The sequence below is a fragment of the Pannonibacter phragmitetus DSM 14782 genome (assembly GCF_000382365.1).
GTDB classification, from domain to species: Bacteria; Pseudomonadota; Alphaproteobacteria; order Rhizobiales; family Stappiaceae; genus Pannonibacter; species Pannonibacter phragmitetus.
On record NZ_KB908215.1, the window covers coordinates 466,295 to 489,929 of the forward strand.

21 protein-coding genes and 1 tRNA gene are annotated in these 23,635 nt (G+C 62.9%); 5 read left to right on the forward strand and 17 right to left on the reverse strand.

Annotation, left to right across the window (positions count from 1 at the left end; all coding sequences use genetic code 11):
- Positions 1-35: 35 nt before the first annotated feature.
- The 5 genes from H163_RS0102150 to H163_RS0102170 all read right to left on the reverse strand — a co-directional run bounded on the left by H163_RS0102150 (position 36) and on the right by H163_RS0102170 (position 5,022).
- On the reverse strand, positions 36-1,091 hold the full coding sequence (locus H163_RS0102150; protein ID WP_051105312.1) for an ABC transporter substrate-binding protein: 1,056 nt from the start codon (positions 1,089-1,091) through the stop codon (positions 36-38).
- A gap of 498 nt (positions 1,092-1,589) precedes the next feature.
- A complete protein-coding gene (locus H163_RS0102155) occupies positions 1,590-2,357 on the reverse strand; it encodes an ABC transporter permease (protein ID WP_019962899.1) in 768 nt (255 codons plus the stop codon).
- Positions 2,354-3,145: an ABC transporter ATP-binding protein gene (locus H163_RS0102160; RefSeq protein ID WP_026355356.1), complete on the reverse strand. Its 792-nt coding sequence runs from the start codon at positions 3,143-3,145 to the stop codon at positions 2,354-2,356. The genes H163_RS0102155 and H163_RS0102160 overlap by 4 nt, the downstream gene beginning before the upstream one ends.
- A 78-nt stretch (positions 3,146-3,223) precedes the next feature.
- Positions 3,224-4,234, reverse strand: a complete 1,011-nt coding sequence (locus H163_RS0102165) for an ABC transporter substrate-binding protein (protein ID WP_026355357.1) — start codon at positions 4,232-4,234, stop codon at positions 3,224-3,226.
- Between the two features lie 308 nt (positions 4,235-4,542).
- Positions 4,543-5,022 carry a MarR family winged helix-turn-helix transcriptional regulator gene (locus H163_RS0102170; RefSeq protein WP_019962902.1) on the reverse strand — a complete coding sequence of 160 codons (480 nt, stop codon included), beginning with the start codon at positions 5,020-5,022 and terminating at the stop codon, positions 4,543-4,545.
- Between the two features lie 171 nt (positions 5,023-5,193).
- Here H163_RS0102170 and hmgA point away from each other — a divergent pair, with 171 nt between their 5' ends.
- From hmgA to H163_RS0102195, 5 genes are all read left to right on the forward strand, one after another.
- Positions 5,194-6,555: a homogentisate 1,2-dioxygenase gene (gene hmgA, locus H163_RS0102175; RefSeq protein WP_026355358.1), complete on the forward strand. Its 1,362-nt coding sequence runs from the start codon at positions 5,194-5,196 to the stop codon at positions 6,553-6,555.
- A gap of 90 nt (positions 6,556-6,645) precedes the next feature.
- Positions 6,646-7,656: a fumarylacetoacetate hydrolase family protein gene (locus H163_RS0102180; RefSeq protein ID WP_019962904.1), complete on the forward strand. Its 1,011-nt coding sequence runs from the start codon at positions 6,646-6,648 to the stop codon at positions 7,654-7,656.
- Positions 7,657-7,682: 26 nt separating this feature from the next.
- Positions 7,683-8,633 (forward strand): MBL fold metallo-hydrolase, encoded by a 951-nt coding sequence (locus H163_RS0102185; RefSeq protein ID WP_019962905.1) that lies wholly within the window; start codon positions 7,683-7,685, stop codon positions 8,631-8,633.
- A gap of 53 nt (positions 8,634-8,686) precedes the next feature.
- Positions 8,687-10,351, forward strand: coding sequence for an FAD-dependent oxidoreductase (locus H163_RS0102190; RefSeq protein WP_019962906.1), 1,665 nt, complete (start codon positions 8,687-8,689; stop codon positions 10,349-10,351).
- Between the two features lie 87 nt (positions 10,352-10,438).
- Complete coding sequence (locus H163_RS0102195) at positions 10,439-10,636, forward strand: DUF2783 domain-containing protein (protein ID WP_019962907.1); 198 nt, start codon at positions 10,439-10,441, stop codon at positions 10,634-10,636.
- Between the two features lie 320 nt (positions 10,637-10,956).
- Here H163_RS0102195 and H163_RS0102200 read toward each other — a convergent pair.
- The 12 genes from H163_RS0102200 to murA form a co-directional block, all read right to left on the reverse strand.
- Positions 10,957-11,032 (reverse strand) — tRNA-Phe (locus H163_RS0102200).
- A gap of 239 nt (positions 11,033-11,271) precedes the next feature.
- The gene (locus H163_RS22015; RefSeq protein ID WP_019962908.1) at positions 11,272-14,253 is read right to left on the reverse strand and encodes a FecR family protein; all 2,982 of its coding nucleotides are present in this window, start codon (positions 14,251-14,253) and stop codon (positions 11,272-11,274) included.
- A gap of 11 nt (positions 14,254-14,264) precedes the next feature.
- A complete protein-coding gene (locus H163_RS23550) occupies positions 14,265-15,674 on the reverse strand; it encodes a tetratricopeptide repeat protein (RefSeq protein ID WP_147290396.1) in 1,410 nt (469 codons plus the stop codon).
- Between the two features lie 324 nt (positions 15,675-15,998).
- Entirely contained in the window at positions 15,999-17,612 is a 1,614-nt protein-coding gene (locus H163_RS0102215; protein WP_019962910.1) for a bifunctional metallophosphatase/5'-nucleotidase, read from the reverse strand.
- Between the two features lie 247 nt (positions 17,613-17,859).
- The gene (gene yacG, locus H163_RS0102220; RefSeq protein ID WP_019962911.1) at positions 17,860-18,072 is read right to left on the reverse strand and encodes a DNA gyrase inhibitor YacG; all 213 of its coding nucleotides are present in this window, start codon (positions 18,070-18,072) and stop codon (positions 17,860-17,862) included.
- 10 nt (positions 18,073-18,082) lie between these two features.
- Positions 18,083-18,724, reverse strand: a complete 642-nt coding sequence (locus tag H163_RS0102225) for a Maf family nucleotide pyrophosphatase (protein WP_019962912.1) — start codon at positions 18,722-18,724, stop codon at positions 18,083-18,085.
- A gap of 29 nt (positions 18,725-18,753) precedes the next feature.
- Complete coding sequence (gene infA, locus H163_RS0102230) at positions 18,754-18,972, reverse strand: translation initiation factor IF-1 (RefSeq protein WP_019962913.1); 219 nt, start codon at positions 18,970-18,972, stop codon at positions 18,754-18,756.
- Positions 18,973-19,160: 188 nt separating this feature from the next.
- Complete coding sequence (locus tag H163_RS0102235) at positions 19,161-19,613, reverse strand: arsenate-mycothiol transferase ArsC (RefSeq protein WP_019962914.1); 453 nt, start codon at positions 19,611-19,613, stop codon at positions 19,161-19,163.
- A 5-nt stretch (positions 19,614-19,618) separates the two neighbouring features.
- Positions 19,619-20,143: a UPF0262 family protein gene (locus H163_RS0102240; RefSeq protein WP_019962915.1), complete on the reverse strand. Its 525-nt coding sequence runs from the start codon at positions 20,141-20,143 to the stop codon at positions 19,619-19,621.
- A gap of 60 nt (positions 20,144-20,203) precedes the next feature.
- The gene (gene hisD, locus H163_RS0102245; protein ID WP_019962916.1) at positions 20,204-21,508 is read right to left on the reverse strand and encodes a histidinol dehydrogenase; all 1,305 of its coding nucleotides are present in this window, start codon (positions 21,506-21,508) and stop codon (positions 20,204-20,206) included.
- Between the two features lie 98 nt (positions 21,509-21,606).
- Complete coding sequence (locus tag H163_RS0102250) at positions 21,607-22,047, reverse strand: DUF2948 family protein (protein ID WP_019962917.1); 441 nt, start codon at positions 22,045-22,047, stop codon at positions 21,607-21,609.
- Between the two features lie 130 nt (positions 22,048-22,177).
- The gene (gene murA, locus H163_RS0102255; protein WP_019962918.1) at positions 22,178-23,467 is read right to left on the reverse strand and encodes a UDP-N-acetylglucosamine 1-carboxyvinyltransferase; all 1,290 of its coding nucleotides are present in this window, start codon (positions 23,465-23,467) and stop codon (positions 22,178-22,180) included.
- Between the last annotated feature and the right edge of the window lie 168 nt (positions 23,468-23,635).

A 23,635-nucleotide genomic window follows, 5' to 3' on the forward strand; every position in this document is an offset into this window, starting at 1 on the left:
GGCCGGGACCGGACAGTCTCATGCGTCAGACGTTCTTACTGAACGTTGGCGCCAACGACCTTGTCCCAGCCGCCAACAACAGCTTCCTTGTTGGCGTTCTGCTCTTCGATGGTCGGGAAGTAGGCCTTTTCATACGGGCCGGCCGGCGGCAGGGCGTCCAGCAGGTCCTGCGGGATCTTCTTCTCGGCAACCATCTGGTTGAAACGGGCGGTGTGGCAATAGCCCTTCACGTAACCGTTCTGGCCTTCGTCGGAGAAGATGTGTTCCATCCACAGCTTGGCAGCGTTCGGATGGGGCGCATAGGCGCTGATGGCCTGAACATAGACGCCAGCCAGCGTGCCCTTGGCCGGCACGACGACTTCCACCGGCGGGTTGCCCTTCAGGGTGTCACGGGCGGTCAGGGCGTTGTAGTCCCACATCACCATGATCGGCGTGGTGCCCTGGGCGAGCGTGCCGGCCTTGCCGATGACCGGAACGAAGTTGCCAGCATCATTCAGCTTCTTGAAGAATTCGAGGCCAGCTTCACCGGAAGCCGTGCCGGCGGCAGCACCCTGGGCCATGCCGGCCGAGAGAACGCCGAGGATCGCCTGGTTGGACGCGCGCGGGTCACCGGCGAGAGCCACCTGACCGGCATATTCCGGCTTCAGCAGGTCTTCCCATTCGGCCGGGGTGTTGGCGACGAGATCCTTGTTCACGATGAAGGACATCACCCCATAATAGGCACCGTAGTAGTAGCCGTCGGCATCCTTGACGTCAGCCGGGATCTGGTCCCAGACGGAAACCTTGTAGGGCTGGATCAGGCCTTCGGCCTTGGCCTGCGGGCCGAAGGAGAGACCAACGTCCAGAACGTCCGGAGCCTGCGGGCCCTTGTTGTCCTTGTTGGCGCGGACAGCTTCCAGTTCGTCGGCTGAACCTGCATCCGGGTTCAGTTCATTGACGGTCAGGAAGGGGTACTTGGCCTTGAAGGAAGCGATGATGTCGCCATAGCCGCACCAGTCATGCGGAAGAGCGATCGTGGTCAGCATGCCTTCCTTCTTGGCACCTTCGATGATCTCTTCCATCGACTGCGCGTTCACGGCAGTGGCCTGCATGAGAGCCGCCAGGCTCACCGCTGCAGCGAGTGTCTTTTTCATGCTCATTCGCTTCTCCTCACTGTTCCGGCAGAGACCATTGCCCCACCGGTGTCAACCAGTCGCCCTCTTGGCCTTTGGCCAGGGAACCCGTTCACTGCGGCAGCGGTTCGCAGGCACAGTGCCCGCACCACCGAAGAACCATGGAGAGACAGCCCCGCTGCGCCACCCGGCCCTGCCGCCGCCCTTCGCTCATTGCGGCGAAGGCTTCAGACATGCGCCTTAGAGCATCAGCATGTCAGTTCGGATTCTCTTTTGTGACAGTTTCATGAAACTCCGGCCACGCCCAATATGACAGCACCGAAACGTCACAGTAAAGCCTTGAGGCGTCAAGCGTTAATGCACAGCCAGATCATGTTTGGCGGCAGCTGCCCGCAACGCAGAACAGCCGGAATGAACCGGCCGCACGCGTGCCGCTGCATCACGTGAGAAACAGCATTTTCAGATCGCAAAACCGTCTCAGGCGCGCGCCGAACCGGACCGGTGCGCCCAGCCCGTCATGCGCATTTCCAGCCAGGCCATGATGGCATACATGACGATGCCCAGCACGGCGAGCGCCATCAGCCCTGCCCACACCAGCGGCACGTTGAACTGCGACTGCGCCGCCAGCATCATGTGGCCAAGGCCGGAGTTGGCAGCCACCGTTTCGGAGATAACCGAGCCGACGAAAGCCAGCGTGATGGCCACCTTCAGCGAGCCGAAGAAGTAGGGCATCGAGCGCGGAATGCCGACCTTGAGCATGATGTCCATCTTGCGCGCGCCCAGCGCCCTCAGCACGTCTTCCATCTCCGGCTCGATGGTGGCAAGGCCGGTGGCCACATTCACCACGATGGGGAAGAAGGCGATGAGGAAGGCTGTCAGCACCGCCGGAACCGTGCCGATGCCGAACCAGATCACCAGGATCGGGACGACAGCCACCTTGGGCACCGAGTTGAAGCCGATCATCAGCGGATAGAGTCCGGCATAGATCGCCCGGCTCCAGCCGATGGCAAGCCCGAGCAGCAGCCCGCCGCCGACGGCGAGCGCGAAGCCGAGCACGGTGGTGAAAAGCGTCTGCAGCGAGTTCTTCCAGATGGCCGGCCAGAACTTCACCGTGGCAGCGTAAATGTCCATTGGCGACGGCAGGATATAGACCGGCAGCTTCAGGACGCTGCAGGCCGCCTGCCAGATGAGAAAGAGCCCGATGCTCCACAGCCACGGGGCCGCCTTGATCCAGCGCTCACTCATGCTGCCGCCCTCGCCTCTGCAATATAGCCGCGCAACTCGTGCACGATGTCGTTGAATCCGGCCTCATAGGTCAGATCAATGGGCCGCGGGCGCGGGAAGGTGACCTCGCGTTCCACGATCACCCGGCCCGGCCTTGCGCTCATGACGAAGATCCGGTCCGCCAGATAGACGGCTTCGCGCAGGTCATGGGTGACGAGAATGGTGGTGAAGCCCTTTTCCGCATGCAGGTCGCGCATCACCTGCCACAGCTCTTCACGGGTGAAGGCATCCAGCGCACCGAAGGGCTCGTCCAGCATCAGCAGGGCCGGATCATGCACCAGCGCTCGGCACAGGTTGGCACGCTGCTGCATGCCCCCGGAGAGCTGCCAGGGAAACTTGGCACCGAACCCCTTGAGGCCGACGAGCGACAGCAGCGCCTCGGCCTTGGCCACATAGGCGGCCTTTTCCTTGCGCAGGCGGGCGCGGTGCGGCTGCACGATCTCCAGCGGAAGCATCACATTGTCGAGGGTGGTGCGCCAGGGCAGCATGGACGGATTCTGGAAGGCCATACCGGCCACATTCACCGGACCGCTGACTTCCCTGCCCGCCACTTCCACGGTGCCTGCATTGGGGCGCATCAGACCGGTGGCGAGCTTCATCAGCGTAGACTTGCCGCAGCCGGAAGGCCCGACAACAGCAGCAAACTCGCCCTTCTTCACGGACATGGTCAGCCCGTCCAGCGCCAGCGTACCGGTTTCCCCGCCGCCATAGGTGAGGCGGATATCCCGCAATTCTACAAAACCGGCCACCCGCGCCCCCAGGATATGTTCTTTCAGACAAAAACCTCCCGGTAGCCAGCAGCCATCCGGGAGGGGTATTTCTCAGGCTTACTTGACCATCCGCTCTTCAACCGGCGGCAGATAGGACGGATCAAAGACCTTTTCGGCAGCCGGCGGATTGGCGCTGACGCCCATGGAGGTCTTGAGATACTCCATGCTCTTGGTCAGCTTGGCCATATCCACGCCGCCAAAGCCGTTGGCCTTGACCGCCGGGGTGGCAATGGCCTGCTCCACAGCCATCTTGAGACGCTCGGTCTCCACGGCTGCATCCAGCACCTCGTTGCGCTTCATCACGTAGGGAATGGCGGCTTCCGGATCTGCAATGGCGTCGAGATATCCTTTGGTAAGCGCCTTGACGAAGCCCTTCACGGCTTCAGGGTTTGCAGCAGCAAAATCCGTGTTCACCATCACCACGTTGCCATAGAGGTCGAGCCCCTTCTCGGCCATCAGGATGGTGACGATCTCGTCATCCGCGATGCCTTGTGCCTTCAGGTTCAGCACGGAAGAGAAGGAGAAGCCGAAGATCGCATCCACCTGCCCCTGCGCCAGCATGGGCTCGCGCACCGGGAAGCCGACATTCTCGATGGTGATCTTGGAGGTGTCGAGACCAGCCACTTCCGCAAAAGCCGGCCACTGACCGAAGGCTGCGTCCGGCGGCGGCGCACCCAGCTTCTTGCCTTCCAGCGACTTCGGGTCTTCCGTAACACCGAGGCTCTTGCGGCCGATGATGGCAAAGGGCGGACGCTCATAGGCCATCAGCACGGCCTTGGCCTTCAGGTCCGGCTGCTCGTCCAGCAGCTTGATCAGGGCGTTGATATCGCCGAAGCCGAATTCATAGGCGCCCGTTGCCACACGCGGGATCGACTCGCGCGAGCCTGCGCCCGTGTCGATGGTGACATTGAGCCCTTCCTCGGCGAAATAGCCCTTGTCCAGGGCAATGAAGAACGGAGCCGCCGGGCCCTCGAACTTCCAGTCGAGCGTGAATTTCACATCCGTTGCAGCGAGAGCCGAAGACGCCGACAGCGCCAGACCCATCGCAAAACCCATCAGACGACGCATGCTGTTCCCCTCTGGTTTTCCCAGTTTGTGAAAGCAGAGTGACGCGGGGATGCACAGCAGGCAAGCAGGTTTTTACGCTGCTTGCCGTTTCAGCACGGAAGCGCAACAGAAGCAGGCAGGGCATACTTTTCTTTTTTAGTCAGACACTTAGTTGCCCCACGATTGGCAATGCGACCAGAGGCATCGCGGCTTTTCAGACACAATCGCATCTGTTGCCGCTTAAAATTTCGCCACCCGTGGTCTGACCAGATGAAATCCGGGCGGTCACGGGGGCCACTTAGCCTGTCAAATCTATCAATTAGCTGCCTTCAGGCACCCGAATCCGCATCTTCATCCGGCGGCATATCGCGCCCCTCGCGGATAAGCCGGCGCAGGAACTCTTCCAGTGCGGCAGAGACATCAGACCCCAGCCCTGCCCTGAGCTCCCGGTCATAGGCCATCGCCCGCTCCCCCAGCCGGAGAAACACGTCCCGGCCCTTGGGCGTCAACGACAGGATTTCCGCCCGCCGGTCCTGCGGCGCCGTCTGCCGCTGCAGGTGGCCGCCCGCCTCCAGCCCCGCGACGGCGCGGCTGACCTTGGTTTTCTCGATGTGGGAAATGGCGCAGATATCCCGCGCTGTCATGGAGCCGAACTTGCCGAGATTGGCCATCACCCGCCACTGGGTCCGTGTCAGGCCGAAGTCGTCCCGGTAGACCGCCTGAAAGGACCGGCTGGTCGCCTCTGCCGCCTGATTGAGCAGATAAGGCAGAAACGCCTCCAGATCGAAACCATCTGCCGGACCTGTCATCTTCACCCCGTCTCCCGCCCCTGCATTGCTGCTTCAATGCCAGCTTCTCGGGGCTGCTTCGGGCGCGCAAACTGCCACGAGCGCCCTTGCCTGTCATCCTCTCTTGACTTGGTTGCACTTGCAACTATTATCACGAGCAACGGCCGGGGGAGCCGGCAAGAGGAGGACATCATGACAACGCACGCCCTGCCCACAGGCATGGTTCGCGCCGCCACGGTCAACGGCACGGTTGAGGGTTACATGCCCGGCTTCGGCAATGACTTCGAGACGGAGGCCCTGCCCGGCGCCCTGCCACAGGGGCAGAATTCGCCGCAGAAGTGCAATTACGGCCTTTATGCAGAGCAGCTTTCCGGCACCGCCTTCACCGCTCCCCGTGGCCAGAACGAGCGCACCTGGTGCTACCGCATCCGTCCTTCGGTCAAGCACACCACCCGCTTCACCAAGATTGACGTGCCCTTCTGGAAGAGCGCGCCCAATATCGTTGATGACGTGATCAGCCTTGGCCAGTACCGCTGGGACCCGGTGCCCCATGCGGATGAGCCGCTGACCTGGGTCACCGGCATGCGCACGGCGACAACAGCGGGCGACGTCAACACCCAGACCGGCATGGCCAGCCACATCTATCTGGTCACCCGTTCCATGGTGGACGAGTACTTCTTCTCCGCCGACAGCGAGCTTCTGGTGGTGCCGCAGGAAGGCCGCCTGCGCTTCTGCACGGAGCTGGGCGTCATCGATCTGGAGCCGAAGGAAATCGCCATTCTGCCGCGCGGCCTGGTCTACCGGGTGGAAGTGCTGGAAGGCCCGTGCCGGGGCTTTGTCTGTGAGAACTACGGCCAGAAGTTCGACCTGCCGAACCGTGGGCCCATCGGCGCAAACTGCCTTGCCAACCCGCGGGACTTCAAGACACCGGTTGCCGCCTTCGAGGACAGGGAGGTGCCGTCCACCGTCATCATCAAGTGGTGCGGCCAGTTCCACGAGACGAAGATCGGCCATTCACCGCTGGATGTGGTCGCCTGGCACGGCAATTACGCGCCCTGCAAATATGACCTTCGCACCTATTCGCCGGTCGGAGCCATTCTCTTCGACCATCCGGACCCGTCGATCTTCACCGTGCTGACCGCCCCTTCCGGCGTGGAAGGCACCGCCAATATCGACTTCGTGCTGTTCCGCGAGCGCTGGATGGTGGCCGAGCACTCGTTCCGCCCGCCCTGGTACCACAAGAACATCATGTCCGAGCTGATGGGCAACATTTACGGCATCTATGATGCCAAGCCGAAGGGTTTCGTGCCCGGCGGCATGAGCCTGCACAATTGCATGCTGCCGCATGGGCCGGACCGCAACGCCTTCGAGGGCGCCTCCAACGCGGAGCTGAAACCGGAAAAGCTGGACGAGACCATGAGCTTCATGTTCGAAACCCGCTTTCCCCAGCACCTGACCGAATGGGCAGCGACCTCCGCGCCCTTGCAGGATGATTACATCGACTGCTGGGACAGCCTCGAAAAGAAGTTCGACGGCACGCCCGGCGTGAAGTGAGCGGCACCCGCTCACAATCAGGTATGACACGGGGCAGCGGCGGGCCGGGGGAGCCTGCCCCCCTCTCACTCCAGTTTTCGGGAAAACACCATGAAACTTGCCACGCTGAAGGACGGCAGCCGTGACGGACGGCTCGTGCTGGTCAACAAGAGCCTGACCCGCTGCACCGAAGCCACCCACCTTGCCCCCACCCTGCAGGCCGCGCTGGACAATTGGGCAGCGCTCGCACCCAAGCTGGCCGTGCTGGCCGAAAGCCTGGAGCACGATGCCGTGCCCTCCATGCGCTTTCACGAGCATGACGCCCACTCGCCCCTGCCGCGCGCCTATCAGTGGGCGGACGGCTCGGCCTACGTCAACCACGTGGAACTGGTGCGCAAGGCACGCGGCGCCGAGATGCCGGAAACCTTCTGGACCGACCCGCTGATGTATCAGGGCGGCTCCGACAGCTTCCTCTCGCCGCGCGATCCGATCCGCATGGCGGACGAAGCCTATGGCATCGACATGGAGGGCGAAGTGGCCGTCATCGTCGATGACGTGCCGATGGGGGCAAGCGTTGACGAAGCGCGCGCGGCCATCCGCCTCATCATGCTGGTCAATGACGTGTCACTGCGCGGGCTCATTCCGGCGGAACTGGCCAAGGGCTTCGGCTTCTTCCAGTCCAAGCCCTCCTCTGCCTTCTCGCCCGTTGCCGTGACGCCGGACGAACTGGGCGATGCCTGGGATGGCGGGCGGCTGCATCTGCCGCTGAAGGTGGACCTCAACGGCAAGCCCTTTGGCCGCGCCAATGCCGGCATCGACATGACCTTCGATTTCCCGCAGCTCATTGCCCATGCGGCCAAGACCCGGCCGCTGGCCACCGGTTCCATCATCGGCTCCGGCACGGTTTCCAACAAGCTGGACGGCGCCCCCGGCAAGCCGGTGAGCGAGGGCGGCGCAGGCTATTCCTGCATTGCCGAGATCCGCATGATCGAAACCATCAACAGCGGCGCCGCCAAGACCCCCTTCCTGCGCTTTGGCGACACGGTGCGCATCGAGATGCTGGATGCCACGGGCCATTCCATCTTCGGCGCCATCGAGCAGACGGTAGAGCGGAACGCCTGAAACAGATTTACGGACGGACAATATCCATGAGCAAGAAATTTGCCTCGCAGGGCGACCTCACCGAAAAGACAATCAGCTTCACTCAGGTCGGCGAAGGCCTTTACGCCTTCACCGCCGAAGGCGATCCCAACTCCGGCGTCATCATCGGTGATGACAGCGTGATGATCGTCGAGGCGCAGGCCACCCCGCGCCTTGCCCAGAAGGTGATCGACTGCGTGCGCAGCGTCACCGACAAGCCGATCACCCATGTGGCACTGACCCACTACCACGCCGTGCGCGTGCTGGGGGCCTCCGCCTTTCAGGCGCAGCAGGTGATCATGGGCGAGACCGCCCGCGCCATGGTGGCCGAGCGCGGCCAGGAGGATTGGGACAGCGAATTCCAGCGCTTCCCGCGCCTGTTCCAGGGCCATGAGAGCATCCCCGGCCTCACATGGCCCACCACCACCTTCAGTGACCGGATGACCGTCTTCCTTGGCAAGCGCCGGGTGGACCTGATGCACCTTGGCCGCGCCCACACCGCAGGCGACATCGTCATCCACGTGCCGGATCAGAACGTCATGTTCACCGGCGATATCGTTGAGGCTCATGCCGCCTGCTATTGCGGCGACGGCCATTTCCGCGAATGGGGCCCGACGCTGGAGGCCATCCGCGCCTTTGACCTTGATGCCATCGCACCGGGGCGCGGCGATGCCGTTCTGGGCCGTGATGCGGTCAACGCAGCCCTCGACCGCACCCGCGACTTCGTGGAGAGCACCTTCCGCCCGGTGGCACGGGTCGCCGCCCGCAACGGCACCCTGAAGGAAGCCTGGGACGCGGTGCGCGCCGAATGCGATCCGAAGTTCAAGGACTACGCCATTTACGAGCACTGCCTGCCCTTCAACGTTGCCCGTGCCTATGACGAAGCGCGCGGCATCAGCCACCCGCGCATCTGGACCGCCGCCCGCGACCTCGAGATGTGGGCCGCGCTGCAGGGCTGACACCAGCCCTGCGACGCCTCGCACGGAAAACGGGACAAGAGGGAGGAGACCTCGTGGACAGACCAGCCGCAATTGCCCCTGCGCCCGCCAGCAAGGCCGGCGAACGCGCCCTTGCCTTCGCGCTTTACCCCTATGCCCGCTCGGCCGATCAGGACCAGCCGGCCCCCATCCGCCATACGGTGATCGTCGTTGGCGGCGGGCCGGTGGGGCTCGCCACCGCGCTCGACCTTGGGCTCAAGGGCGTGCCGGTTCTGGTGCTGGATGATCAGGAAGGCGTTGGCGAAGGCAGCCGCGCCATCTGCTTTGCCAAGCGCACGCTGGAGATCTGCGCCCGGCTTGGCGCGGCGAGGCCCATGCTGGACAAGGGCGTGCAGTGGAACAAGGGCAAGGTCTTCCGCGATGACCGCCTGCTCTACGAGTTCAATCTGCTGCCGGAAGGCGGGCATGAGTTCCCCGCCTTCATCAACCTGCAGCAGCCCTACTTCGAGAAATTCCTGCATGACCGCATTCTTGCGGCCATCGCGGAAGGTGCGCCCATCGAAATCCGGGGCCGCAACAAGGTGGAGGCGCTGGCGCAGACCGGCAACGGCGCCCGCCTCGACATCTCAACCCCGGACGGCCCCTATCAGCTCCATGCCGATTGGGTGATCGCCTGCGACGGCGCCCGCTCGCCGCTGCGCTCCATGCTGGGGCTGGGCTTCGAGGGCCGCGTGTTCGAGGACAATTTCCTCATCGCCGATGTGCGCATGACGGCGGATTTCCCGACCGAGCGCTGGTTCTGGTTCGAGCCGCATTTCAAGTCCGGCGACAGTGCCCTGCTGCACAAGCAGCCGGACGGCGTGTGGCGCATCGACTTCCAGCTGGGCTGGAACATCGACCGCAAGCGCGAGTTGGAGCCCGAGCGCGTGCGCGCCCGCGTGGATGCCATGCTGGGCGACGGCGCGGATTACGAACTGGTCTGGACCTCGATCTACACCTTCCAGTGCCGCCGCATGGAGACTTTCCGCAAGGGCCGGGTGCTCTTTGCCGGCGATTCCGCCCATCAGGTGTCCCCCTTCGGCGCACGCGGGGCCAATTCCGGCATTCAGGATGCAGACAATCTCGCCTGGAAGCTGGCGCTGGTGGTGAAGGACATCGCGCCCGAAGCCCTGATCGACAGCTATTGCGCAGAGCGCATCCACGGCGCGGACGAGAACATTCTCAACTCCACCCGCGCTACGGACTTCATCACCCCGAAAAGCGGTATGTCGCGCATGTTCCGCAATGCGGTGCTGGATCTGGCCGCCCAAGCCCCCTTTGCCCGCAGCATCGTCAATTCGGGGCGCCTGTCCGTGCCTTGCGTCTATGACGGGCTGCCGCTCAACGGGCCGGATCACCCGCTGATGCCACCCCGCACGAGACCCGGCGCCCCGCTGCTGGATGCGCCTCTGGGAGGCGAGCCGGGCGCGGAAGACTGGCTTCTGGCACGGCTTGGCGGCGGCTTCCATCTGCTGGCCATCGGCACGGATACCCCCGAAAGCTTCACCGCCCACGGCCTCACCCTGCCCTGCCTGCAGCTCTCGCCGGAAGGCAATGAGCCGCTGCGCGAGCGCTATCTCGGGCAGGCAGCCTCCGCCGTTTACCTGGTGCGGCCAGACCAGCACACCGCTGCCCGCTGGGAGAGCTTTGACGCAAGCGAAGTGTCCACCGCCCTCGCCCGCGCCCTCTGCCTGGCTTAGTATGCCTTGCAGGAGATGCCTTGCGTTACGTGAACAATCACCCCTGACAGGCTGCCCGCCCCTGGCGGCAGCCGGGATACATGAACCATGCTGATCACTGCCCCGAACCTGCCCAACCCGGACGACGCCTACGCCAGCCTCCTCGCCGCCCATGAGGGCCTGACGGAAGACGAAAGCCACGCCTTCAACGCCCGGCTGATCCTCATCCTGATGAACCACATCGGCAACCCGGCAATACTGGCTGAAGCGCTGGCTCTGGCGAAGGAGACGGGGCAGAAGGGATGATGCATCCCGATGCCTTGGCATCGGACTCAAGCGCCCCTCTCCGCGCCGTCCCGGCCTTTGTGCCGGGACCTGTTATGGATGCACGGGCAGCTGAAACACAGCCATAGCACCGGCCCCTGCCGTCGAAAGGCCGCCCCATCTCACCCGCATCACGTCCCTGACAGGTCCCGGCACGGGGGCCGGGACGGCGCGGGTGGGAAGCCTGAGACAGATATCAACGCTCACGGCCTACTGTGATCGCAGCAATCAGTCGCGGGCACAGCATAGGAAATGTGCGAACAGACAGCGGCTATTTCTGATTTTCTCAGGGGAGAGAGAAGTGGTGCCCAGAGCCGGAATCGAACCAGCGACACGCGGATTTTCAATCCGCTGCTCTACCAACTGAGCTATCTGGGCCTGACTTCATGTGGCGTGTCCGCCGGAAGTGGGGGTCTTATAGGAGATCGCCCGGGCCTTGTCCAGCGCCCCGGCAAAACTTTTCAACGGTTGGGGCTATTATTTTTCAGGCATTTCCATAAGTGAGCTTTCCTTCATTGTTTCAACCACTTCAGAGCCAAGTTCCGCCTGTGGACAAGCGTCAGGCCGCCCCTTGCAGGCTGTCCCGGCGGCTAACCGGAACAGCCTTCAGAAATGCTTCAGGGCTGCCGCACGCCAACGGCCACACCGGTCGCCATCCATGCGCCATCAATGGCGGAAAAGCTTCCAGCGACGCCGTCAAAATTGCTGTTCGGCCCCTGCACCAAAGAGGCATTGAAAGTGCCGCCCATCGTACCGCTATCAAAAATCGCTCCGCTGAAGAGGTTCTGATCGGCGAAAGGGTTGGGCTCGGAGATGTTGGCCCCGAAGGTCCGGCCATCAAAGTTGCTTATGGTCGCGGTGCCGGTACGTGTGTCAAAGTCTACGCTCATGTTGAAATCACCGGCGGCAAGATATTGCCCGCCTCCGTTGACCACACTGCCAACCGCATGGCCGACATAGCTCGCACTGCCGCTGCTGGGCAGGTCATTCGGCCCGAAAATACGTCCGGCAGCCCAGGTTCCAAGATGGACCTGTGCCTGCTCGTCTGGAGCAGGCGAAGGGTTATCGATCACAAAGTGCGTGCCCCAGTATCCCCATTCCAGGAAGGCGCAGGTGCACTTGGTTGTCACACCGGCAAAAATGGCACTGTCCGCGCCATCCACCAGCGTGTTGGGAATGAAGTAGCTGGTGGCGTCGGCATCTTTGCTGGGGCCGCTTTCACCGCGCAGGCTATTGCCAAAACTGTCATTGGTCTCAGCCGCCGCATAGCGGTCATTGTCGATGAATACCGAGGCGCGCTCGCTTTCGGGGGCTGAAGCGCTATTGCCAAAGGACACCTTCATCCAGGGCACGTTGCCACCGCCCGTGTAGTTTGCATTCTCAAGCTCGAAAGATGCCGAGACGGACCGGCTGTCCACATCGAACTTGACCGAACTGCCGAAGCTGCCAACCGTGGCATAAGGCGTAACCACAAGATTTCCGCCACTGTTCGTCTGCACCATGCCTGCGGCAAAGCCGGACATGTTGCGCGTGCTTCCCAACAAGGTGGAACCCGGCACTGTGGAGGATAGCCCGGCAATATGCGTCGTGGCGCTGTAATGGTCCCTCAAATGGCTGGACGGCGGCTGCACCACATAGCTGTCAGCATTCTGTGCCGGGCTGACATTGCTGCTGAGGACGAAGTTCTCCGCATTGCTGCCGAAGGCATAGGTGCCATCCGCCCCTTCCAGAGACCCGATCTTGCCGGAGAAACTGCCGGTGGCATCATGAGTGACGGACTTGTATCCGCCACGCCGCGCACCCGACAGGGCAAACTCACCCGAGCCGTCATCCTTGATGGCACCAAGGAAAAGGGAAATGGCTGACTGCTGCGTCGAGGACAGCCCCTGAATGGAGAAGGATGCGGCCAGCGCAAGCGGCGGCTTATCGTCCAGATCTGCGCCACCCTCCAGAACCAGAAGGCCCGAGTTGGCAACGCCATCGAGGAACGAGGTGCCCAGATCCGCTGCTACGAGCGGATTGAGGAAGAGAGCGCCCGTATTGACAGGGATGAGACTGCCATCGGAGTTCTCTGTGCCCAGCGAGAGGAGCTGCTGCAGGTCCGCCGTCAGCGTGTAGGTCCGCAGGCGGGACTGGTTCATCACTTCGAAGGATCCCGGCTCTCCGCCAAATGCAAGGATTGCATCGGAGAAGTCGCTCTCAAAGACCGGCATATCCCCTGCAAGCAGAGCATTCTGGTAGAGCAGTGCGATGAAGCCGTTGCTCCCCCGGTAGAAGATACCGCGCCCGTTCGCTTCAATGTCACCATCTTCCGAAGCATCAACCGTCAGCCAGGACGGAACACCGGACTGGCTGAACTGCCCCATATGGATGCCCTTTTCCGTCAGCACAGACTGGAAATAGGACAGGCCCGAAGCTGAGGGGATGCCGACCGTAATCGTTTGCCCATCGATTTCACTGGTCAGGAAAGCATCGCCATCAGCCGAGGAATAGGCGCCAGAGGAGCCCCCCGAGCCAGGCAGCGTGACCGTAAACTCTTCGTCGATGGAATCCATGGTCCGTCCAAGAATGCCCTGACGGCCAGGATTGAACAGAATGCCTGCAAGCCCAGGCAACTCGAGACCACTGCCCCCGCTCAGGGCACGCAATGTGACCGTCTGGGGCTCAGGCTCAGGCTCAGGCTCAGGCTCAGGCTCCGGTTGAGGCTGCGGCTCTGGTTGAGGCTGCGGCTGTGGCTGCGGCTGCGGCTGAGGTTGAGCGGTCTGCTCCGGACGCGGATCAGGCGTCTTCTCGATGGTCTTTTCAACTTCCGCCAGAGCCGTCGCCACGACAACCTCCGGCTTCGGTGGCGGCAAGGTGTTGATGACAGCGAGGTTCGAGTTGACCGAAGTAATGCCGCTTTGGGCCACGATCTCATTGGTGGGCGGGCGCGGTGCGCCGCCGTTCTGGCCGGGCCGGCTGGTCAGGGACTGTTGCAGGGACCCGAGATCTGCCTGGCTGGTCGGGCGTATGTCAGGCTGGCTGCTCCCGCCTCCCCCCACAACCATGGTGTAACCGGGTTCATAGATCCGCTGTTCGGTGCCGTTCGGGCCGGTGAACGTCAGTTCCTTGCCAAAAACGAGAGAGAATGTGCCGCCATCCTCACGCACTTCCAGATTGGCAATACCACCGCGGATGCCGATGGTGCCGACCGGCGTGCGGACATTCACCCCGCCCTTGTTTTTCGAGAGTTTCCCGCCAACAAATCTGGCCACGCCCTTGCCCATGCTGGCCACCAGTTTGCCAGTGCCAGCTTCCGGATCAAAGACGAACTCGTCGATCACCAGATCCGAATTGGCACCGACGGTAAAGGTCGATCCATCGACAAACAGCACCTGCACCAGTCCGGAACCGCCCGTCTTGATGCGCTCCTTGTGGTAGATGTTGTTGCCAAGCATGATGGTGCGCATGCCAGCACCGGGCGCCGTTCCTTGCGCCTGCGGATTGACTGCCGTCGCAACGCCCACCTCGGTCGATGCCATCGCGGTGGTGGCGAGCAGAGCAGGCAGAAAACTGGCAGCAACCGCAAGAGAGCGTGCGACGCGGAGGTGGCTCATCATGGCTTCAAACCTCAAAACCGGCGCATGACAGACAGCATGCCCGATGCATTGGTGTAATCATTCAGGTCATAATTGGATTGCTGGCGGCGCAACTCGCCCGTCAGCCCGAGCGCCATCTTGCCTTCGCCAAGGGGCATCAACAGCGACGTGCGCAACCAGCCCTCGTTGTCCCGCTGAGCCTTGTTACGATTGATCAGCACGTCCGGCTCGCTGTAGCCACGGTGCAGATAGCCGCCCTCCACATCGATGGACCAGGGCACGGCCGAGAGGCTGAAAGGCGACGCAAAGCGGTAGGTGCCGCCAACGGAAACGCCGCCGGCCGTATTGGATTTGTAAGCCTTGTTCGCGGTCACCACATCGCCAAGCAGCGTCACCCGGGCGGTGAAGGTTTCCGTCAGGCGGTATTGATATCCGGAGGCAATCCGCACCGCATAGCCCGCCCGGTCGGAGAGGTTGGGCTGCTTCACCGTGTCGTTGAACCAGTTCTGGCGCACCTCGATCCGGGACTGGAGGCCGGCCCGCTCACTCAGGTTGACGGCAAGCCGGGTGCCAGCCCCGAAGCCGCCGCTGTAATTCGCCCCATCCAGACGGATGCCATTGGCGATGCCATAGATCCCGAGCCTTGCATCATCGATGCCGAAGCGGGCAAGGTTAAACGACGGCCCGAAGGTGATCTCCGCCATCTCCGTATCAAGACGGCTGATATCGCCGTACCGCGCCCCGTAGAAAATCAGGTCAGCCTCAAGCCGGTCCCCCTGATTGGCAAGATCGTAGGAGAACCGCACGTTTGCGGAGAGGAACGCATTGATATCCTCCTTGCCCGTTCCCGCGTCATCGAGTGTGAAGGCGGTTCCGTTCAGGTTGATGATGCGGTTCTCAGGGGCCGCATTTGCATTGCTCTGCGCGCGCACGCCGGCCGTAAGCAGACCGCTGACCTTGGCCGGTGCTTCCTGCTCCTCAATGGCGGCGAGGAAGTAATTCACCCGCTGCGTCACTTCAGGCGGCACATTGGGGCCGGAGATCGCGCTTTCGAAATAGTTGCGCGCCATATCCTTCGCGCCGAGGCGCATGTAGAGCACGCCCAGCTCCAGCTGCACGCGCGGCAGGCCCGGCGCATAGACAAGCATGCGCTCCAGCGTGCCGATGGCTGCTTCGTGGTCGCCGGCCTGCGCCGAGACCATGGCGTATTCAAAGGCGATGTCCAGATTCTGCGGCTCTGCCAGCGTTGCCTGCAGAAGCTGCTGCTGCCGCGCGGCGAGATTGGCCGGCGGAACCTGCTGCGCCTGCGCTGCGCCATCGAAACAGGCCGCGCTGGACACAAGGCCGAGCGCAAGAAGGCCGGCAAACCGGCGCGCCCTGCCCTTGCATGCAGCCGTGCGGCCTGCCCGCATCATCTGTGAAATTGCCCCTGTACTTGTCACGTTCCCCGGCATCCCACGCTTTACCAGATTTTAAGATTGCCCCATGCCTGAACAGATACATGAGAGTCCCGCCGGAGCAAACCTGCATTCCTGCACAGAGAACTTATCTCGCCGTGCGTTGATCTATGGCTACACCTGGCTTCGCAAAAGACAAGCCCCTGACGCAAAAAGAGAAATGGCGCGGAAACCGGGTTCCCGCGCCATTCCGGAGCCTGTGGCTTTTTCAGGGTGCATCGCCAGATGCCGGTCCTGTGCCAGCCTTGCGGTCATGCAGGTCAGGAACAGCGGCCAGGACCTGACGGCCCTGACCGGAAGCTCCGGCCTTTACTGCACTTCCGTGATGCGGCCATCCGTGAACGGGGTGTAGGCACCGCCGTTCTTGGCAATATAACCGGCCAGAACTTCTTCAAGCCCCGGACCAAAGTCATAGGCATTCATGCCGCCCTTGGCGAAGACGGCGTAACCATCACCGCCGCCACGCATGTAGTTGTTGGTGGCAAGGCCATAGACCTTGTCGGGATCGATCGGAACCCAGCCGTCACCGTTCTTCACCTCAACCTTGAGGATACGCTCGCCTGCCGGCTTGGACTTGGTCCACTCGTAGCGAAGACCGGCGACCTGAGGGAAGCGGCCACCGCCTTCCTCGACCTTGGACACGCCATTCTCAAGCGCTGCCACAACATCGGAGCCCTTCAGCTGGAACGTGGCAAGGGTGTTCTGGAACGGCAGCACCGTCAGAACTTCGCCCATGGTGATCTCGCCCGAATCGATGGAGGCACGCAGGCCGCCGCCGTTCTGGATGACGATTTCGACGCCCTGCTCCTTCACGCGGTCAAGCATGGCTTCGGCCACCAGATTGCCCATCTGGCATTCGGAGACACGGCAGGTCTCGCGCGATCCGTCGATGGCAGCAGTGGAGGAACCGATCACCTTGGCCTTCAGCTCTTCCAGCGGCTTGGCAAGCTCGGCCACACGGGCGACGACGGTCTCGTCGGGCTTGACGGAAGCGTCCAGCAGGATGGGGTCCCCCTTTGCCGACACCAGATCACCGTTGTCGTTGAAGGTCAGCTCGATCTCGCCCAGATACTTGCTGTAAGCGTAAGCGGTGACGACCGGAACGTCCTTGCCATCCGGGTTGGCAACGATCGTGGGATATGGGCCTGCTGCCTTGTCGTCGCTGTTGGACAGCAGCGTGTGCGAGTGGCCGCCAACGATGGCATCAATGCCTGAAACGGAACCGGCGATTTCCTTGTCACGCACATAGCCGACATGGGTAAGCGCGATGATCTTGTTGACGCCCTGTGCTTCAAGCTCTTCGACGGCGCCCTTGAGGTAATCTTCGGCCTTGGCGAAGATCACACCCTTGCCCGGCGAAGAGGTTTCAACCGTGTCTTCGGCGAGAACAGAGACGATGCCGATCTTCTGTCCACCCACTTCCATGACCACGGAACCCGGGACCTTGTCCTTCAGCAGCGGTTCGTTGGAAACATCGGTGTTGCCGGAAATGACCGGGAACTTGACCTCCGTGAGGAAGTCAGCGAGGCCCTGCGGGCCATCATCGAACTCATGGTTGCCGACGGCCATAACGTCATAGCCGATCATGTTCATGAACTCGGCAGCCGCCTTGCCCTTGTAGGTGGTGTAGAACAGGGAGCCCTGGAACTGATCGCCTGCGTCCAGCAGAATCACGTTCTTGCCGGCATCCGTCAGAGCCTTGCGGCGCTCCTCGACCTTGGTCTTGATGCGCGCCACGCCGCCAAAGCACGCGCCCTTGGCATCGTCCTCGGCGCTGCAGCCGGAATCGGACTTGTTGATCTGCTCGATGCGGCTATGCAGGTCGTTGGTGTGAAGGATGGTCACCGAATAATCGGCCAGCGCCACACCGCCCATTGCCGCAATGGCAAAAAGGGCGGTTGCGCCAAGAAGCATCTTTTTCATGTTCGCCTCGCCTGATGGAAGCCGCCTCGGCCTCCGCTTTTCTACACAGCCGCCCTAGCACAGCTCTGCGACAGTTTTATTCGCAGCAGCGCACAAGATGGCAGGCCAGCCCTCCCGCCTCCCGCTGAAATGTGACAGCGATTGTGACAGGCAGGCCTGATTATGACGGCGGAAAATTTTTCAGGGCAAGATGATTTTTTCAGCATGCCTGCCCGGAATTTCACGGCACAGGCTAGCACGGCAGGAATCAGCGGTCTTCGCCGCCCTCTGCCTCGTCATCAGCATCATCCGTCTCGACGGCGGGAATACTGTAGCCCTCAACCATCCAGCGGTGCAGGTCGATCTTGGCGCAGCGGTCGCTGCAGAAGGGGTAGTCGGCCTGGGTGGAGAGTTTGGAGCAGATGGGGCATGGCCGCATGCGGCGGCCCTGGTCCCCTGCATTGCCGGATGCTGCAGTCATTGCGGCCCCCTCACGCGGGCAGCTTCAGCGGATCGCGCCACAGGGCGCGGACATCCAGACCGGCGGAAGCCAGCATGTTGACCGTCTCGTAGAGCGGCAGGCCAACCACATTGGGATAGGAGCCGGTCAGTTTGACCACAAAGGTGCCCGCAAGGCCCTGGATGGCATAGCCGCCCGCCTTGCCGCGCCATTCACCGGAAGCCAGATAGTCATCGCCTTCCCGGCGCGACAGCTTCTTGAAGCGCACACGGGTCTCCACGATCTTCGTCCGCACGGAACCGGACGGGGAGATCACGGCAAGGCCGGTCAGCACCCGGTGGCCACGGCCGGAAAGCAGGGCAAGACAGGCCTCTGCCTGCTCCACAGTCTCGGCTTTGGGCAGGATGCGGCGGCCTGCACAGACAACCGTATCAGCCGCCAGAATGACGGCTTTCGACAGCGCAGCATCTTCCGCCAGCAGCTCACGCACGTGGCGGGCCTTGGACTTCGCCAGACGCACCGCCAGGGCACGCGGCGTCTCACCGCGCAGCGGGGTCTCGTCCAGATCGGCCGGAATGAGATGCTGCGGCTCGATACCGGCCTGCTGCAGCAGAGCCAGACGGCGCGGCGAAGCGGAGGCCAGAACGAGAGGAACGGTTGCAGTATCGCTCATGGATGTCTCGCTCCCGGCCGGACTGCGGCTTACTTGAAGCGGTAGGTGATGCGGCCCTTGGTCAGGTCATACGGGGTCATCTCGACGAGAACCCGGTCGCCTGCCAGAACACGGATGCGGTTCTTGCGCATACGCCCTGCAGTGTGAGCAATGATTTCATGGTCATTTTCAAGACGCACGCGGAACGTCGCGTTGGGCAGCAGTTCCGTGACGACGCCCGGAAACTCCAGAACTTCTTCCTTAGCCATATGGTATCCCGGTTAAACCGATCCTGAGGTGCGCGGAACCTATAGGATCAAAGCAAAAAAGTGAACAGGGCAATCTCCGCGCCGGTGATTTTCCATCGGGCGGGCCGTCATGCGGACTTGCCGGTTCAGGCGTGAGGGCGGAAAAGGGCCGCTTCGCAGCAGTTTCCCAGCTCTTTCGCTTCTCTCTATCACCCGCTGGGTGGCGGCGTCCAGCCCAGCCGCTTCTTGATTTTCATCATCAGCTGATCACGCACCCCCCGGTAGGCGTCCAGAATCTGGTCGCGGCTGCCAGAAACGATGGTCGGATCCATGGTTGGCCAGTATTCCACGTCCACCGCATCGGCGCGGGTCAGGTCCAGAACCTTGTGATGGGCTTCCGGCGAAAGGGTGATGACAAGGTCGAAGCCGGACTCGTCCAGATCCTCCAGCGTCTTGGGCTGATGGGTGCTGGCGTCCATGCCGATTTCGGCCATCACCGCGTCCACGAACGGGTCACGCTCGCCCTTGCGCGCACCGGCCGAGCGCACATAGATCTGCCCCGGAAACAGGCTGCGCGCAATCGTTGCGGCCATGGGAGAGCGCACAGCGTTCATGCTGCAGGCAAACAGGACCGCAGTCGGACGGGAGCCCGGCCCGGTCATGGTGCTCAGCCTTTCCAGTGCAAGGCGTAGACAAGGGTGAAGAGGCGGCGTGCCGTCGGGTGATCGATCTCCACCTTGCCTTCCAGCCGCTCCTTCAGGACCATTGCCCCCTCGTTGTGCACGCCGCGCCGGCCCATGTCGATCGCCTCGATCTGGCTGGGCGTCGCATGGCGGATCGCCTGATAGTAGCTTTCGCAGATCAGGTCATAATCCTTCACCACGCGGCGCAGCGGCGTCAGCGACAGCACATGGGTGGCCACATCCTCGCCGCCTTCGCGGGTGATCTGGAACACCAGCTTCTTTTCCACGACAGACAGGCGCAGCACGAAACGTCCGCCCGCCACCCCGGATGGACAGAAGCTGTTTTCCTCGATCAGATCATAGATGGCGACAGCCCGGTCATGCTCGATGTCGGGCCCCGCACGGGCAATGGACGTCTCATCGAGAATGACATCGATGAGACGTCCTGAAGCATCTTCGCCGGACCCTTCTCCGGCGCCGGAGGACGCACTGCTTTCCACCAAGGTCATACGGCTCGCACCTTCCCCGTCAGAGCCCTCAATATGCGTTCCTCCCCCCCGGCCGCTCCCTTATTCCGCGCCGAGATTGAGGCGGATGGAAACGGACCTTGCATGTGCGCTGAGGCCTTCCGCCTCGCCCAGGGCAATTGCCGCAGGCCCGAGAGCCCGAAGGCTCTGCGCATCACACTTAAGGATCGACGTCCGCTTCACAAAGTCAAGCACAGACAGGCCGGACGAGAAACGCGCCGAACGGGCGGTCGGCAGAACATGGTTGGAACCGCCGACATAATCGCCGATGGCTTCCGGCGTGTGGCGGCCCAGGAACACGGCGCCCGCATTGCGCACACGCGCCAGCAGCGCTTCGGGATCTTCCACCGCCAGCTCCAGATGCTCCGGCGCCAGCCGGTTGATCAGCGGAATGGCTTCCTCCAGATCCTTCACCATGATGACGGCACCGAAATCGCGCCAGCTGGCCGAGGCCACCTCCGCACGCGGCAGCGTCTTCAGCTGGCGCTCCACCGCCGCTTCCACGGCTGCGGCCAGTGCCGCATCATCGGTGATCAGGATCGACTGGGCCACCGGATCATGCTCGGCCTGCGCCAGCAGGTCTGCTGCCAGCCAGTCCGGATTGTTGTCCGCATCGGCCACCACCAGCACTTCGGAAGGCCCGGCGATCATGTCGATGCCCACCGTGCCGAAGACCCGGCGCTTGGCAGCGGCCACAAAGGCGTTGCCGGGTCCGACGATCTTGCTCACCGGCGCAATGCTTTCCGTGCCATAGGCAAGCGCCGCCACAGCCTGCGCACCGCCAATACGGTAGATTTCCGTGATCCCGGCTACCTTGGCTGCCGCCAGCACCAGCGGGTTCAGCACCCCGTCCGGCGCGGGCACCACCATGGCAATGCGCTCCACCCCGGCGACGAGCGCGGGCACGGCATTCATGAGAACGGAGCTGGGATAGCTGGCAAGGCCACCGGGCACATAAAGGCCAACAGCCTCCACCGCCGTCCAGCGCGAGCCAAGCTCGACGCCGAGCGCATCCGTATAGCGGTCATCCTTCGGCATCTGGCGGGCGTGGTGCGAGTGGATGCGGTCCCGCGCCAGTTTCAGCGCATCAAGCGTCGCCGGATCAGCGAAAGCGGCCGCAGCCTCGATCTCTTCGGCGGTGACCCGAAGTTCGGCGATGGAACCAACACTCACGCGGTCGAAGCGGTTGGTATAGTCCACCACGGCTGCATCGCCGCGTGTGCGCACATCGTCCAGAATGGTGCGGACGACCTGATCGACATCCTCGGACACCTCGCGCTTGCCGGACAGCAGGTCCTTGAAGCGGGTCTCGAAATCTGCATCTGCGGTGGAAAGCCGGATTGCCACGTCTGTCTCCTTGCAAGGCCTTTTCGCGGCGCCGGCTCACCTTGCAAGGTTCCGCGCCGCTTATCGCTGGCAAATCTGTGACTGCCAGCCGGAAAATCTCAGTCGAGTTGATGGTGCGGTTTATTGGGCGTGGCCCAGGCAGCGCCAAGATCGGTCAGCTGCGCCTCGATGCATTCCACATCCAGTGCCAGCGTGCCGCCGCCGGCAAATTCCAGCCGCACCGTGCCGGAAGGGGCTTCCGCGCCCTGCTCGAAGCGGATGGCCAGCAGCGACAGGATGGCGCCCTTTGCCTCCTGCCGGATATGGGCGGCGCGCATTGCCGTCACCCGGGCAAAAGCCAGCGCCGAACGGCGCCTTTCATGGGTGCGCGAGCGCTGGTCTTCCGCCTTGTCCCAGACGAAGCGGTTCATGGCCACAACCACCTTGCGCTCCTTCGGCAGGTAGCGGATGTCGCCAACGCTCAGCACCGCGTCCTGCACATGGGCGGAAACCACGGCCAGATCTTCCTCATCGAGGGCGGCAAGTTTCAGCAGGTCCATGGGCGGCTCTGTCTCCGGAAGCTTGTGGCACAGGGCGGGAGAACTCCCGCCATTCCAATCCGTTGCCTAGCGCGTCCGTGACCGTTTGACAATGCGGCAGGCCGTGCACCACGCCTGCCGCACGCAGCAATTACGCCGAGATACGCTCGATCATGGCGCCGCAGCGGCCAAGCTTTTCTTCCAGCCGCTCGAAGCCACGGTCAAGGTGATAGACGCGGCTCACGTTCGTCTCGCCTTCGGCCACCAGACCGGCAATCACCAGCGACACGGAAGCGCGCAGGTCCGTTGCCATCACCGGGGCGCCGCGCAGGCTGTCCACGCCGTCCACGATGGCCGTCTTGCCGTCGATACGGATGCGGGCACCAAGGCGGGCCAACTCCTGCACATGCATGAAGCGGTTCTCGAAGATGGTCTCAGTGATGCGGCTCTGGCCGCCAGCCCGTGTCATCAGCGCCATGAACTGGGCCTGAAGATCGGTCGGGAAGCCGGGGAACGGCTCGGTGGTGATGTCGACCGGCGCAATGCCGTTGCCATTGCGGTAGATGCGCAGGCCGTCTTCCACCTGCGTAATGTCAGCCCCGGTCTGGCGCAGCACGTTCAGCGCCTCGTCCAGAAGATCGGCCCTTGCACCCTGCAGCACGACATCGCCGCCGGTCATCGCCACGGCCATGGCATAGGTGCCGGTCTCGATGCGGTCGGCGATCACCGCATGGCGGTGGCCCTTGAGGCGCGGCACGCCCTCGATGCGGATGGTGGAAGTGCCCGCGCCTTCAATCTTCGCGCCCATGCCCTTCAGGCAATTGGCAAGGTCTTCGACTTCCGGCTCGCGGGCGGCGTTTTCCAGAATGGTCTCGCCCTTGGCCAGCGTCGCCGCCATCATCAGCGTGTGGGTGGCACCCACGGATACGCGCGGGAAGGTGATATGCGCGCCGGCCAGCCCCTTGCGTGCATTGACCACCACATAGCCCGCTTCGATCTCGATCTCCGCGCCCAGCTGCTTCAGGCCATCGATGAAGAAGTCAACCGGCCGGGTGCCGATGGCACAGCCGCCCGGCAGCGACACGCGGGCCACGCCCATGCGCGCCACCAGCGGGCCGATGACCCAGAAGCTGGCGCGCATCTTCGACACCAGCTCGTAGGGCGCGGTCGTATCCACAATGGCGCGCGCCGTCAGATGCAGCGTCTGGCCGCGCAACTCGTCCACGCCGGTGCGCTTGCCATCGACCGAATAGTCGACGCCATGGTTCGACAGGATATGCGTCAGCTGCGCCACATCGCGCAGGCGCGGCACATTTTCCAGCGTCAGCGTCTCGTCTGTCAGGAGCGAGGCGATCATCAGCGGCAGGGCCGCATTCTTGGCGCCGGAAATCGGGATGACGCCATTGAGCTGCGCGCCGCCGATGATCTTGATGCTGTCCATGGAATCACCTGATTGGGCAGGTTTCAGGCCTGCCGGCAAATAGAAAACTGGCCCGGCTCTACACCGGGATAAAGGCTGAGGCAAGGCAGCGCAGTACGCTGCCCTGCCTGCATTACCTCTGCCTTGCTGCAGCATGCGGGGCCCGCAGCTTCCCGCCACTCCCGCACA

Bases quoted from the DNA above. Each gene is read 5' to 3' on its own strand.
- H163_RS0102150 (WP_051105312.1), bottom strand. From the start codon at position 1,091: ATGCAGGCCACTGCCGTGAACGCGCAGTCGATGGAAGAGATCATCGAA.
- H163_RS0102155 (WP_019962899.1), bottom strand. From the start codon at position 2,357: ATGAGTGAGCGCTGGATCAAGGCGGCCCCGTGGCTGTGGAGCATCGGG.
- H163_RS0102165 (WP_026355357.1), bottom strand. From the start codon at position 4,234: ATGCGTCGTCTGATGGGTTTTGCGATGGGTCTGGCGCTGTCGGCGTCT.
- H163_RS0102170 (WP_019962902.1), bottom strand. From the start codon at position 5,022: ATGACAGGTCCGGCAGATGGTTTCGATCTGGAGGCGTTTCTGCCTTAT.
- hmgA (WP_026355358.1), top strand. From the start codon at position 5,194: ATGACAACGCACGCCCTGCCCACAGGCATGGTTCGCGCCGCCACGGTC.
- H163_RS0102180 (WP_019962904.1), top strand. From the start codon at position 6,646: ATGAAACTTGCCACGCTGAAGGACGGCAGCCGTGACGGACGGCTCGTG.
- H163_RS0102185 (WP_019962905.1), top strand. From the start codon at position 7,683: ATGAGCAAGAAATTTGCCTCGCAGGGCGACCTCACCGAAAAGACAATC.
- H163_RS0102195 (WP_019962907.1), top strand. From the start codon at position 10,439: ATGCTGATCACTGCCCCGAACCTGCCCAACCCGGACGACGCCTACGCC.
- H163_RS22015 (WP_019962908.1), bottom strand. From the start codon at position 14,253: ATGATGAGCCACCTCCGCGTCGCACGCTCTCTTGCGGTTGCTGCCAGT.
- H163_RS0102215 (WP_019962910.1), bottom strand. From the start codon at position 17,612: ATGAAAAAGATGCTTCTTGGCGCAACCGCCCTTTTTGCCATTGCGGCA.
- yacG (WP_019962911.1), bottom strand. From the start codon at position 18,072: ATGACTGCAGCATCCGGCAATGCAGGGGACCAGGGCCGCCGCATGCGG.
- H163_RS0102225 (WP_019962912.1), bottom strand. From the start codon at position 18,724: ATGAGCGATACTGCAACCGTTCCTCTCGTTCTGGCCTCCGCTTCGCCG.
- infA (WP_019962913.1), bottom strand. From the start codon at position 18,972: ATGGCTAAGGAAGAAGTTCTGGAGTTTCCGGGCGTCGTCACGGAACTG.
- H163_RS0102235 (WP_019962914.1), bottom strand. From the start codon at position 19,613: ATGACCGGGCCGGGCTCCCGTCCGACTGCGGTCCTGTTTGCCTGCAGC.
- H163_RS0102240 (WP_019962915.1), bottom strand. From the start codon at position 20,143: ATGACCTTGGTGGAAAGCAGTGCGTCCTCCGGCGCCGGAGAAGGGTCC.
- H163_RS0102250 (WP_019962917.1), bottom strand. From the start codon at position 22,047: ATGGACCTGCTGAAACTTGCCGCCCTCGATGAGGAAGATCTGGCCGTG.
- murA (WP_019962918.1), bottom strand. From the start codon at position 23,467: ATGGACAGCATCAAGATCATCGGCGGCGCGCAGCTCAATGGCGTCATC.